We start from the raw sequence: 11,505 nt of genomic DNA on the forward strand, positions 1-11,505 counted from the left end.
AGTTGTTCTGCTTTGCCGCGGGTACAGCCGATGCGCATGCCGAAGCGTTCGGCCTCATCGATGATGTCGTCGGTGTCTTCGCACAGGCATAGGTGCGCCTGGTCGATGGTGCTGCGGTTGATTGATAGGGAGATGGCAGAGAGGGCGTCGTCGGGGTTTTCGTGGGTGAACCGTGGTGCGTCAGTGGAGAGTGCTGCGGTGAAGGGGCAGTTGGTGTCGGTGGTGTCGAATGGTGCTCGCATGACGAAGTCACCCCCTGTGTGGGCTTGTCTGTTGGTGGGATGCGGTTGGTCTCCCCTGATGATCAACTCGCTAACATGTTCGACCATAGTGTGTTGTTGCAGGTCAGGCAAGGGTTGGAAAAGATTTATTCCGAAATATGGCCAGATGTGACCAAAGGTGTTGGTGGGGAGGCCTGGACCTCCAACTATCCCTCCTGCAGCGGCACGAACCGGTACAAGCCGTGCTCGGTGACCTCCGTCTGACCTGCAGTCTGGCCGAGGCCTTTTGCCACCACCGTCATCACGCCATCAACCGGTCCGACCATGATCCCGCCATCAGTGAGCTGCTCCACGAGAGATGTAGGCAGGCCCCTCTCGGCGTTCGCGGAGAACAAGATCCGGTCATAAGGGGCTCCCTCCGGATGCCCGAGAATGTCACGGTTAGCCAGCAGAATCTGGGCATTGTCGATGCCTAGGGAACTCAAGGCGTCACGCGAGCGGTCCACGAGCGGGCTGATTAGTTCGACTCCGACCACCTCGCCGCCACCGACCAGATTCGCCAGAATTGCGGTGGTCTACCCGGAGACGGATCCGACGTCGAGAACCCGATGACCCGGCTGGGCGTTTAACAACAGCAGCATGTTTCGGACAGTCGTTGGTTGAGAGCAGGTGGAACCGCCGCCAATGGGGATCGCGGAGTCGACGCCGGCGGCTCGTGTGAAGGCTCGGAGAAGGAAGTTCGCGCGTGGTGCGGCGGCCATGGCAGCGTCGACGGTATTTGAGGTCTGTGACATGGAATTTTCCTCCTCACACTCCATCGTCCTTGACCTTGACACAGTGTCAAGGTGTTGAGTCACGGTCATGAACACGAATGACAGGAATCAGGCGCTTCACGCCCTCTCGCTTCCCGACGCCTCCAACCGCCTCTCCGCTTCCCTCCACATCGGGACTCATGCGGGAGTGTGGGTGGAGGGGAGTGAGGTGGTCGTCGGGAAGCTGATTGAAAGAGCCGGCGTTGAGCCGGACTTCTTCGTCCGCGACATGCTGACGTGGGCGTTGACGAGGTTTCCCGTGGAAGTGGCCGTTCCGGCGCTGCTGGCTGAGTTGACCTCGGAGACGGCCCAGGCAAGGAGTCAGGCGCTGCATACGATGTCGAAGATCGGCACGGCGCACACCAGCGAGGCCGAGCGATTTTGGGATGTCACGGTGCCGGATCTGCTCGCTGCGCTCGTTGCGGATCCCGATGACCAGGTGGCACTTGCGGCGTGGCGGGCGGCGGTGGCGCTGGCTCCTCGCATTGCTGAACAGCAGGAATGGCTTGCAACGAACCTTGCCAGGCAACTTGGTCGCGGTAACCGAGAGATGTGGCTGAGTCTGAGTCGGGCGTTTGCCGTGCTGGACGAGTCTGTGGCGCGGGAGGTTCTCGGACAGGCAAGGTCCGGGGATGCTGCCGCTCACGCTGACGCGACGGTGAAATTGTTGGATGACCCAGATGCGGGGTTCGTCGGATCCGGGGCGACGCATCCGGCTAAGCGGGCAGCTGCACTTGGTCCCCATGCGGTCCCAGACCAGTAGAATCAGGGAATGCTGATCGGCGAAGTCGCGAGCCACACGGGCGTCAGCGCGCGCATGCTTCGGCACTGGGAGTCGCTTGGGCTCCTGGAGCCGGAGGTCCGCTCCACGGGGTACCGCGAGTATTCGACGCAGGATATTCAGCGCATCTTTCATATTGAGGGGCTGCGTTCACTGGGGCTGTCGTTGAAGCAGATCGCCGCGGCGTTGGGGGATCCGAAGTTCACGCCGGAGTCGCTGGTCAACGGACTGATTGAGGCTGTGGAAGAGCGCCTCCGGCAGGAGCAGGAGTTGTTGGACCGGCTGACTGCGGTGCAGCAGTCGGGGGCAGAGAACTGGGAAGATGCGGCGAAGACTGTCGAGTTGTTGAAGGCGTTGGAATCGACGGATTCGGCTCGTCGGCAGGTGGCGGCGTTGCAGGGGCAATTGCCGACGCACGCTTTGGTTGGTGCGCTTCTGCATGAGCCGAGTGTGAATGTTCTTGGTGCGTTGCAATGGTCGATTGCGAATGGGGAGACGGGGGACATTGTCGGGGCGCTCAGTGAGCATCTTTATGACGATGATCCGGCTGTCCGGCTCCGTGTCATCCGGACCTTGGGGAAGGTTCCGGGAGCTGAGATGCCTGATCTGACAGTGCTTCTCGACGATCCAGATCCCACCGTTCGCAGGCATGCCGCGCTGACCGCAGTTACTCCCGCCGCCATCCCGGTCCTCATCGATATGGCCACGAATGGGCCGAATGATGTCGATGCCGGTGAAGCGCTCGCGGTGCTTGCGCAGAAGTCAGAGCAGGGGGAAAAGATAAAAACCTTGCTTTACGACGCCCTCCTCAACCCCCACCAACCCACCCGCATTCGCCTCATGCAGGCACTGCTGGAACTGCCTGGTGAGTTGACGGAGGAGATCATGGCTGAATTAGCCGAGGATGCTGATCCGGTGATCGCGTCGATGGCTCGAGGCCACTAAGAGTCAGAGAAGGTTGAGCTAAAGCGTGCCCGGTACTCGGTTGGGGTGGTGTGGAGGCGTCGGTCGAACGCGCGGCGGAGGTTCCCGTCGCTGCCGAATCCAGAGGCTGCGGCGACGTCCGTGACGGAGTACCCCTCGAGGATCAATTGCTGCGCGGTGGTGAGTCGGAACTGCTCAAGCCACCTGGCCGGGGTGACGCCGAGATCCTCTTTGAAGAGACGGCCGAGATGGCGGGGACTGACCGCGGCGTCGGCTGCGAGGCTCGCAACCGTGTGAGGCGCGGCCGGAGCAGCTTGGACCTGGTCGAGCACACCTCGCAGAATCGGGCTGGTGACCTGCTGTGTGTGCGAGGCAGCCGCGAATTGGGACTGACCACCGGGTCGGTGCATGAACATCACCATGTCGCGGGCAACGTCTCTGGCTACGGCGGCCCCACGGTCACCCTCGACCAGGGACAGCGCAAGGTCGATTCCTGCGGAGATGCCGGCCGAGGTGAAGAATCGGCCGTCGTGAATGTGGAGAGTGTCTGGTTGTACTCGGACCTGTGGATAACGTCGGGCGAGGTCCTGGGCGTTGCGCCAGTGGGTGGTGGCGCGGTGGTCGTCGAGAAGCCCTAGTTCGGCGAGGATGAAAGATCCGGTGCAGACGCTGGCGACGCGATGGGTGCGGGTGGTGAGGAGGGCGGCGGCGTCGAGAAGCACGGGGTCAAACTCCCGGAACGGGAGGTCGTCTGAGCCAGTGATGACGACTGTGTCGAGGTCACCGGCATTTTCTGGGGCTAACGTTTCCGACACGGTAACTCCGGCAGCGGTGGTGACGGGGCCTCCGTGCGGTGAGATCAGCACCGTCTCGTAGTGAGCGCGCGTGAATACCTCGGCCGGCCCGGCGAAATCCAGGAGCGACACCCCGTCGAAGATCAGGAACCCGATACGTCTCATGACAGAACCTTATGTCCGATATTGCACGAGAATCGGCTGAATAGACATGGTTGGAAGTGTAGTAGATCACGGACAATTGGACGTGTTAGCGAAAATACGACCAGAGGATCGAGACAACATGACCGACCGTATCGCCAACCAGTCCCTGCGCTCGAAGGTGATGTCCGCTGATGAGGCGGCTGAATTCATCAACAATGGGGACACCCTCGGCCTGTCCGGATTCACCGGCGCCGCGTACCCCAAGGCCTTACCCACCGCTATCGCAGAACGCGCGAAGGCAGCCCACGGCCGAGGCGACGCCTTCCGGGTCAACATCCTCACCGGTGCGTCGACCGCACCTGACTGTGACGGTGTCCTCGCCGAGGCGGATGCGATCAACTACCGCATGCCGTACCAGTCCGACCCGATCATGCGGAACAAGATCAATGGCTCGGAGATGAAGTACCAGGACATTCACCTGTCCCACTCGGGACTGCAGGTGGAGCAGGGCTTCTTCGGCACCATTGACGCTGCCATCGTTGAGGTCACCCGTATTACTGAAGAGGGCCACTTGGTGCCGTCGTCCGGCGTCGGCAACAACGCTGACTACCTCAATGCCGCCGAGAAGATCATCATCGAGGTCAACTCCTGGCAGTCCCTTGATCTCGAAGGCATGGCGGATATCTACACCGTCCCACCGCTGCCGAACCGCGAGCCGATCCCGATCAGCGACGTCGGTGACCGCGTGGGAACCACGTACATCGAGATCGACCCGTCGAAGGTCGTTGCAATCGTCGAGACTGACGCCCCGGACCGCAACTCCCCGTTTAGCCCGATCGACGACACTTCCAAGGCGATCGCCGGCCACTTCCTCGACTTCCTCGAGGGCGAAGTTGCTGCAGGCCGTCTGACCTACGATGGCTACGTCATGCAGTCCGGCGTCGGAAACGTTCCGAATGCTGTGATGGCCGGCCTGATCGACTCGAAGTTCGAGAACATCACCGCCTACACCGAGGTCGTCCAGGACGGCATGCTCGACCTGATCGACGCGGGCAAGATGACCGTCGCCTCCGCGACGTCCTTCGCGCTGTCCCCGGAGTACGCAGAGAAGATGAACCGCGAGGCCAAGAAGTACCGCGAGCACCTAGTGCTGCGCCCGCTGCAGATCTCCAACAGCCCGGAGGTCATCCGCCGCATGGGCTTGATCGCCTCCAACGGCATGATCGAGGCGGACATCTACGGCAACGTGAACTCCACTCACGTCGCAGGCTCCCGCATGATGAACGGCATCGGCGGTTCGGGTGACTTCACTCGTAACGCCTTCGCGTCGACGTTCATCTCGCCGTCGGTGGCCAAGGGCGGAGCGATCTCCGCGATCGTCCCGTTTGCCTCGCACATCGACCACACTGAGCACGACGCAATGGTCGTCATCACCGAGAACGGCTTCGCTGACCTGCGGGGACTCGCTCCGCGTGACCGCGTCCAGCGGATGATTGACATCGCCCACGTGGACTACCGCCCGCTGCTGGAGGAGTACGTTGAGCGTGCCTCCCACAGCAAGGCTCAGCAGACGCCGCACGACCTGGAAAGCGCCCTCTCCTTCCACATCAACTTCCTCAAGCACGGCTCGATGAAGGGTGCGCAGTAGGAGAGAGCCCGACGACGGATTAGAAGTCGCCAGCCCCCGTGTAGTCCGCGGGAGCGGGCTCATCGAAGGTCCATTCGTTGGAGATGAGCGCTTCGACTGACGAACCCAGAGCCATTGGGACGTTGCGAGGCAGCTGTGAAGGATCAACGCCAGGCATCAGCTTCCCGCAGTCATCGGCAGTGACCTGGGGGTTGGAGCTGCCATCGAGTGCTTGGAGGGACAGTTCCCACACCGGGTTGCTCACCGCTAGAAGGAAGTGTTCGACCGGTTCGCCGGGGCACTGGTCCTGCAGCGTGATGTTGGTGACGTTAGGCCCCGGCTCGAGGAAGGCCAGGTCGTGGAGGGGAGACGACTTCGTCGTAACGAGTCGCGATGGTCGTGTAGGAAATCCCCGGGTATGTCTCTGGCTGTGCGTTGAGCAGGGTTAGGAACTGCGAACCGCTGCTCTGCTGACGGAGGGCTTCCGAGCACGGTCCGGTGCACAGCAGCGACAACATATCCGACCCATTGTTCGACGATCCCAGACCGACCATGGAGTCGACCATGTCGCGAGTGTCTGGCCACCACGCTGTGCTCCACTGCCCAAGCATGCCGCCCTGACTATGGCCCACGATGTCAACCTTCTGGCCGCCGGCCGATTACATCGTGCGAATGGCGTGAGTTACGTTCTCGGCGGACACCTGGATGTCTTCCATGCCGGCCAACGGAAGATCGACCGTGCAGTACGCCCTGTTCTCGGAGGCCAAAGCAGGCTCCCAGTTCCAGGACCAGTTGGCTTCGACGGTGGAAGTCGTCCCGTGCAAAAGGAGTACGGGGCTGTAGTCCGAATCGGTGAGATCTCCGTGACAGGTCAGTGAACGGTCCAGTTCAGCTGGATCAGTGGTCAGGGCGGGTCCAGTGTCGGAGGCTGGTTTAGCGTGAGCCAGCGGGACAGTTACTGCCGTTGCGGTGAGGACGCTGAGCGCCGTGGCAACGATGAGGCGCAGGGAAAGTCGGGGCAATGTTGTCATGCCCGATAAACGTATGCGACGGGTGACACGTTTTGCGCAGATTGCGGTTTCTTGCGAGCAGCTGCCGCAGCACCAAGTTTCCTGGACAATGGCTGCATGAGTCACTCTGACCAGACCACCCCGACCCCCGAAGCTCTCGATCTCACCGGTGTGGAGCGGGTACTGTGCGTCGCCGCGCATCCCGACGACACCGAATACGGAATCTCTACTGCCGCCGCAGCGTGGACGGACTCGGGCATTACCGTCGATTACCTCCTGCTCACCGCTGGTGAGGCTGGTATCGCCACGATGGCACCGGAGGAGGTCGGTCCGCTGCGGAAAAAGGAACAGCGCGACGCCTGCGACGCCGTTGGCATCAACGAACTCATCTTCCACAACTTCCCAGACGGTTGCGTCGAATATGGTCTGGAACTGCGCAAAGCCATTGCCGGAGAGATCCGTCGGACGAAGCCCAATCTGGTTGTCGTTGGCACATGGGAACTGGAGTCGCCGTGGGGACTGAACCACGTCGACCACCGTGCCGTCGGTCTAGCCACTGTCGATGCCATCCGCGATGCCGACAACCCCTGGATGTTCCGTGACACCCCGGAGTCCGGGCGCTGGAAGGCAGATCGCCTCCTCGTCAATGGACATGGCGGGCCGACCCATTACGTGGAGATCTCTGACGAGCAGCTTGAGCGAGGCATCTCCTCGCTGGAAGCCCACACTGTTTACTTGGAAGCATTGGAAGACCATCCCTCACCTCGTGAATTGCTCACTGGTGTGACGACGGGTGGGGGAAATGCGGCTGGGGACGTCGGGAAGGCGGTTCTTTTCACGCAGTTCGGTATGTAGACAGGATTTAACATTCGTGTCCCCGGTCGGTTGCGGCGGGAACGTAGATTTCTTCTAATGGCCCCGGATTCCACGTTGACCCAACCCCGTCGCCCGCCACCGCTGCTGTTGATGGCAGTCGCGTCGGGGCTCTGCGTTGGCGGGAACTACCTCAATCAGCCACTGCTGGATGAGTTTTCGCGTGTCTTCGGGGTCTCGTCCGTCGCTGCGGCGAGCACCGTGACCGTGGCGCAGGTGACGTACGGAATCGGGCTGTTCCTCATCGTTCCGCTGGGGGACAAGTTCGACCGACGCACGATGGCGGTCGGCCTCATGGTGTTGACCGGGATTGGGCACCTCATCGCGGGTTTCGCCCCACTGTTCGCCGCGCTTGTTGTGGGTATTGCGGTGGCGGGTTTTTTCAGCGTCGCGACGCAGATCCTGCAACCGTTGGCCTCGGCAATGTCGGAGCCGTCAGAGGCGGGCAAAGCGGTAGGCACCATCATGTCGGGCATTCTCGCCGGCATGTTGCTTGCCCGCGCAGTCAGTGGAGGCATCGCCGAAATTGGCAATGCCCAGACGCCATACATCTTCACCGGCGCGGCGATCCTCATGCTGTCCGTGGCCATGTGGTTCGCGCTGCCGCCGCTGAAGGCCGAACAGCGACTGCCGTTTCTGCAGCTGTGGACGTCCATGGGTCAACTCATCGCGCAGGAACCCCGGGTGCGCACCAGGTCCCTGATGTCAGCGGCGACGTTCTGCTCTTTGAGCTGCGTCCTCGCGACAAAAGCTCACCTCCTGGCCGGCGAACCATTCGGTCTGACCCCGGGCGCGATCGGCCTGGTGAGCCTGGGTGGACTGTTCGGTGTTCTGGTGGCTCGGCCGGTTGGCAACCTGGTCGATACGGGACGGGAAGAACTGGCTACGTGGCTCGGCATTATCTGCTTGGCCGCGTCATGGGTGGCGTTCATTGCGGGATCGTCGGCGTTGGCGTGGTTTGTGCTGGGGTTCATCCTTATTGACGTCGGGATGCAGGGGGTGCACGTGACCAGCATGAATGTCCTGCTGAGCACCTTCCCGCACCTGCGTAGCCGCGTCAGCTCGATCTACATGACCACGTTTTTCATCGGCGCCGCGGTTGGTTCGGCACTTGGCGTGTGGGCTTGGAGCATTGCTGGTTGGGACGGGGTGGTAGTCGTGGGAGTTGCCTCAACAATTCTCACTGCACTGGTCGCTCTGATTGATCGCAGGCTCCTTAGGCAAGCTGCATCGTCGTGAGGCAGGTGAGATCATCCGGCCCAGTTGCCACTTCCTCAGTCGCCGTGAGGCCATCCGCGGTGACCGTTAATTCGCCAGTGATGTCGGCCGGAAGCCAGAAACCGACGAACCCATTGTCGTAGGTCGTGAATTCATCATCGATGAGTACCTCGCCAGTGTCAGCGTCAGTGAAAACCACATGTACTGGAGTGTTGCCCATTTCGCCGATGCAGGTGGTCAGGCTATGGAAATAGCAGCTGTGGGTTTGCTCGTTGTAGGGTGCGACGGCGAGGTAGAACTCATCGTCATCCAGCGGGAGGGAGGCTTCTTCCCCGGACACGTTGGAGTACACCAATTGGTCGGCATGGATGGTAGCCATCAATTCTGACGACGCCGGGCGTTCAGCGACCGGGAGCGCATCGAGCAATTCGATGGATTCCCGTGAGTCCAGTCCGGTTAGGCCGAAGTCCGCGAGAGTGTCATCGAGCGATGACGCGTTTGATTGCGCTGTTGAGTCTTCTTCAGTCGCGGTAGCTTCCCCATCTGAGGAGCAGGACCCGATAAGCAAAGCAGCTGCAGCGAGCGCTGCGAAAACACCCGTCCTAGCGGTACGGGGCGTGGGCGCTGTGCTCGACCGGGTAACCATGCGGCTGATTGTGCCAGCAAGAAGGGGTATTCGTGAACAGTGTTCCAAGGGTGGATAACGACCTTACCCCTTTTTGCGGTTGATTTGAGTGGAATCAGTGCCCGATCGCGCTTGACCCTCACCTTGGTTGAGGCCTGAGCATAGGGCTATGACCGAAAACTCCCACCTAATGTCCACAATTTCTGACGCGGTGATGCGCGGCCGCGGCGGTGATACGGGCGGCGCCAAGACGGACCTCCACGAACTTGTGGAACCGCATCGCAGACACTGACGATTTATTCCACCGCTGCGTCCTTGCCCATTACATGGCGGACCTCCACGAACCTGTGGAGGCCCTCATCTGGGACGAACTCGCACTCGCTGCTGCCATTGAAGAGCACCTCGACGCTCTCGTTATCTCCACGACCGAGGCCCGCCGAAATGCCGCCGACATCATTGCGGACCTTCCCACTGCCTCCACTTCGGAGGTGGTCACCTCGCTTCGCGGTTACATCTTGGCGGAGGCGCTCGACCAGGTACTCACCGCCACTGTCCGTGAGCCGGGGATCCCAGTATTGGAATCCGTGCTGATGGAAGTGGATTCGGAGGCAGTCACTTTCGTAGCCACGGACCGATATCGCTTGGTGGTGCGGACTATCGCAGCCGCGTCAGATCTGGACGAGCCTCGGTCTTTCATTCTCAATGGGGATGATCTGCGTGATGTTGCCGCCACAGTGCGAAGAGATCCAGTCGTCCATCTCGTGGCGTCCGTTGGAGGTATCGAATTCACCGAACCCGTCGAGTCCGCAGGCTGTCCTGCCGCACCGTCAGCGAAGTATTCCCCGACTATCGGTTGATGCTAGACAACCTGGCTGAGCCCACGGCACGCCTCACCTTGTCTCTCACTGATCTACTTCATCGAGTCAATGAAGCCGACGGCGATCGCTTCACCCTCGATGGCGAAGAAACAGTCACCTTCGCCCTGAGCACATTGTATCCCGCTCTGACCTCGGCCATTGGGGGCTCTTCGCTTTTTAGAGTGCGTTGATCTTCCCCTGCAGCTGCCCGGAGTGGATCAGGCACCGCAATATGTAGTGGTCCAGGTTCCTGAACCCGAGGGCGATTCCCCGCAGGTGCTCCAGCCGTCCGTTGATAGCCTCAACCGGCCCGTTCGACGCGCCGATATCGAAGTAGGCGAGGACGTCCTCACGCCGGCGCCACAAGGTGCGCCCGAGTTGGGCGAGCTCCTCCAGCCCCGCGGGCAGGCCCTTACGAATGCTGTTGATCACCCTGCTCATCAGCTTCTTTCCCTCCGATTTCTTCGGATGACCGTAGGCTGCGATCAGGTCCTGGTAGAACATCCAGGTGACCTCGAGTGCGACGTACTCATCGTCGGTGGCCCACAACAGGTCCAGTCGCTGTTTCTGCTGCTGCGTGAGGTAGTTCGTCCTGGTCAACAAGGTCCGGCGGTGCTTGTACAGCGGGTCGTCCTTGCGTCCACGACGCCCGGTGGTCTCCCGTTGCAGTCGCTGCCGGCACCGGCTGAGCTTCCCAGCTGCCAGATGGATTACGTGAAACGGATCCATCATCTTGGTTGCGTCCGGGAGGACCTGGTCCACGGCGCAGGCGTAGCCGGTGAAACCGTCCATCGTCACGACCTGCACCTGCTGGCGGAAGCTGGGGTCGCGTTCCTGCAGCCACGTGCGCAGCACTTCCGCGCTTCGTCCGGGGCGGATGTCCAGCAGTCGGGCAGGCCCACGGCCGTCGACCAGGGGCGTGAGGTCGACGAGGATGGTCACCAGGTTCGACGGTTCCGTGGGACGGCGGGTGTGTTTCCAGACGTGCTCATCCACGCCGAGGATGCGCACCCCGTCGAGGTGGTGCGGGTCGTCGTAGACGAGCTTACGGCAGGCGTCGACGGCAACCTGGTTGACCAGCGCCCACCCCACCCCGAGTGCTTTGGCGGTGGCAGACACGCTCATCCGGTCGACCGCCAGGCGCTGCAAGATCCAGCGGGTGACGCGGTGGGTGAGCTTGGATCCGTCATCGGCACACGTCAGGGAGGCCTGGAAGATCTTCCTGTCACAGGAGACATTCGCGCAGATGAATCGGGGGACGCGCACGTGCAGACGGGTGGGAAACCCGACGACGGGCAGATCCACCAGCCGACGGAAAATGTGGTCACGCTTGGTGCCGGGCCGGGAGCATTCAGGACAGGCGTCGCTGACGGCCACAGGTGCGGCATCGATGATGGTGATGTTTCCGGCGTCGGCGGCACCGGTGATGGTCAGGCCGATTTCCGCGGTACGGCAGATGGTGTCGGCGACGAGGTTGCCACTAGGCTGCACAGTAGGGTCCTGGTTCGGTCAGATGATGGTGTGGTAACTCTCATCTTGTACCGGCCAGGACCCCTATATGTTGTGCCACCCCGAACTCCGCCCGGTGGTCAGCTACGCACTCCGAAACGCGAAGAGCC

At 61.5% G+C, this 11,505-nt stretch carries 13 protein-coding genes and 1 pseudogene; 6 read left to right on the forward strand and 8 right to left on the reverse strand.

Annotated elements, in window-relative coordinates; all coding sequences use genetic code 11:
• Positions 1 to 242: hypothetical protein (locus tag YWU_RS16990; RefSeq protein WP_034647983.1), on the reverse strand; the 242-nt coding region annotated here is incomplete at its 3' end.
• A gap of 185 nt (positions 243 to 427) precedes the next feature.
• Positions 428 to 1,084: pseudogene (locus YWU_RS18705) on the reverse strand (protein-L-isoaspartate O-methyltransferase family protein).
• On the opposite strand from YWU_RS18705, the gene YWU_RS0113065 reads away from it, so the two are divergent.
• Both YWU_RS0113065 and YWU_RS0113070 read left to right on the forward strand, forming a co-directional pair.
• Complete coding sequence (locus tag YWU_RS0113065; protein ID WP_027020809.1) at positions 1,083 to 1,796, forward strand: HEAT repeat domain-containing protein; 714 nt, start codon at positions 1,083 to 1,085, stop codon at positions 1,794 to 1,796. The pseudogene YWU_RS18705 and the gene YWU_RS0113065 sit on opposite strands and share 2 nt — an antisense overlap.
• Positions 1,797 to 1,805: 9 nt before the next feature.
• Positions 1,806 to 2,759 (forward strand): MerR family transcriptional regulator, encoded by a 954-nt coding sequence (locus YWU_RS0113070; RefSeq protein WP_027020810.1) that lies wholly within the window; start codon positions 1,806 to 1,808, stop codon positions 2,757 to 2,759.
• Here YWU_RS0113070 and YWU_RS0113075 read toward each other — a convergent pair.
• The gene (locus YWU_RS0113075; RefSeq protein WP_034647984.1) at positions 2,756 to 3,697 is read right to left on the reverse strand and encodes a GlxA family transcriptional regulator; all 942 of its coding nucleotides are present in this window, start codon (positions 3,695 to 3,697) and stop codon (positions 2,756 to 2,758) included. The two genes, YWU_RS0113070 and YWU_RS0113075, sit on opposite strands and share 4 nt — an antisense overlap.
• 118 nt (positions 3,698 to 3,815) lie before the next feature.
• On the opposite strand from YWU_RS0113075, the gene YWU_RS0113080 reads away from it, so the two are divergent.
• Positions 3,816 to 5,324, forward strand: a complete 1,509-nt coding sequence (locus YWU_RS0113080; RefSeq protein WP_027020812.1) for an acetyl-CoA hydrolase/transferase family protein — start codon at positions 3,816 to 3,818, stop codon at positions 5,322 to 5,324.
• A gap of 19 nt (positions 5,325 to 5,343) precedes the next feature.
• Here YWU_RS0113080 and YWU_RS18710 read toward each other — a convergent pair whose 3' ends face one another.
• From YWU_RS18710 to YWU_RS18720, 3 genes are all read right to left on the reverse strand, one after another.
• The gene (locus YWU_RS18710; RefSeq protein ID WP_240484143.1) at positions 5,344 to 5,568 is read right to left on the reverse strand and encodes a hypothetical protein; all 225 of its coding nucleotides are present in this window, start codon (positions 5,566 to 5,568) and stop codon (positions 5,344 to 5,346) included.
• A gap of 64 nt (positions 5,569 to 5,632) precedes the next feature.
• Complete coding sequence (locus YWU_RS18715; RefSeq protein WP_240484144.1) at positions 5,633 to 5,935, reverse strand: lipase family protein; 303 nt, start codon at positions 5,933 to 5,935, stop codon at positions 5,633 to 5,635.
• Positions 5,936 to 5,962: 27 nt separating this feature from the next.
• Positions 5,963 to 6,334: a lipase family protein gene (locus YWU_RS18720; protein ID WP_240484145.1), complete on the reverse strand. Its 372-nt coding sequence runs from the start codon at positions 6,332 to 6,334 to the stop codon at positions 5,963 to 5,965.
• A gap of 96 nt (positions 6,335 to 6,430) precedes the next feature.
• Between YWU_RS18720 and YWU_RS0113100 the strand changes: the two genes are divergently transcribed.
• Positions 6,431 to 7,168 carry a PIG-L deacetylase family protein gene (locus tag YWU_RS0113100; RefSeq protein WP_051260368.1) on the forward strand — a complete coding sequence of 246 codons (738 nt, stop codon included), beginning with the start codon at positions 6,431 to 6,433 and terminating at the stop codon, positions 7,166 to 7,168.
• A 57-nt stretch (positions 7,169 to 7,225) separates the two neighbouring features.
• Complete coding sequence (locus YWU_RS0113105; protein ID WP_034647985.1) at positions 7,226 to 8,425, forward strand: MFS transporter; 1,200 nt, start codon at positions 7,226 to 7,228, stop codon at positions 8,423 to 8,425.
• Here the strand turns inward: YWU_RS0113105 and YWU_RS0113110 are convergent.
• Positions 8,403 to 9,050: a CueP family metal-binding protein gene (locus YWU_RS0113110; RefSeq protein ID WP_205618344.1), complete on the reverse strand. Its 648-nt coding sequence runs from the start codon at positions 9,048 to 9,050 to the stop codon at positions 8,403 to 8,405. The two genes, YWU_RS0113105 and YWU_RS0113110, sit on opposite strands and share 23 nt — an antisense overlap.
• 245 nt (positions 9,051 to 9,295) lie before the next feature.
• Here YWU_RS0113110 and YWU_RS0113115 point away from each other — a divergent pair, with 245 nt between their 5' ends.
• On the forward strand, positions 9,296 to 9,886 hold the full coding sequence (locus tag YWU_RS0113115) for a DNA polymerase III subunit beta family protein (RefSeq protein WP_027020819.1): 591 nt from the start codon (positions 9,296 to 9,298) through the stop codon (positions 9,884 to 9,886).
• A 177-nt stretch (positions 9,887 to 10,063) separates the two neighbouring features.
• On the opposite strand, the gene YWU_RS0113120 is transcribed toward YWU_RS0113115, so the two are convergent.
• Complete coding sequence (locus YWU_RS0113120) at positions 10,064 to 11,377, reverse strand: ISL3 family transposase (protein WP_027020798.1); 1,314 nt, start codon at positions 11,375 to 11,377, stop codon at positions 10,064 to 10,066.
• Positions 11,378 to 11,505: the final 128 nt, after the last annotated feature.

This window comes from Corynebacterium sputi DSM 45148, from assembly GCF_000427865.1.
GTDB lineage: Bacteria > Actinomycetota > Actinomycetes > Mycobacteriales > Mycobacteriaceae > Corynebacterium > Corynebacterium sputi.

Bases quoted from the DNA above. Each gene is read 5' to 3' on its own strand.
- YWU_RS0113065 (WP_027020809.1), top strand. From the start codon at position 1,083: ATGAACACGAATGACAGGAATCAGGCGCTTCACGCCCTCTCGCTTCCC.
- YWU_RS0113070 (WP_027020810.1), top strand. From the start codon at position 1,806: ATGCTGATCGGCGAAGTCGCGAGCCACACGGGCGTCAGCGCGCGCATG.
- YWU_RS0113075 (WP_034647984.1), bottom strand. From the start codon at position 3,697: ATGAGACGTATCGGGTTCCTGATCTTCGACGGGGTGTCGCTCCTGGAT.
- YWU_RS0113080 (WP_027020812.1), top strand. From the start codon at position 3,816: ATGACCGACCGTATCGCCAACCAGTCCCTGCGCTCGAAGGTGATGTCC.
- YWU_RS18720 (WP_240484145.1), bottom strand. From the start codon at position 6,334: ATGACAACATTGCCCCGACTTTCCCTGCGCCTCATCGTTGCCACGGCG.
- YWU_RS0113100 (WP_051260368.1), top strand. From the start codon at position 6,431: ATGAGTCACTCTGACCAGACCACCCCGACCCCCGAAGCTCTCGATCTC.
- YWU_RS0113105 (WP_034647985.1), top strand. From the start codon at position 7,226: ATGGCCCCGGATTCCACGTTGACCCAACCCCGTCGCCCGCCACCGCTG.
- YWU_RS0113110 (WP_205618344.1), bottom strand. From the start codon at position 9,050: ATGGTTACCCGGTCGAGCACAGCGCCCACGCCCCGTACCGCTAGGACG.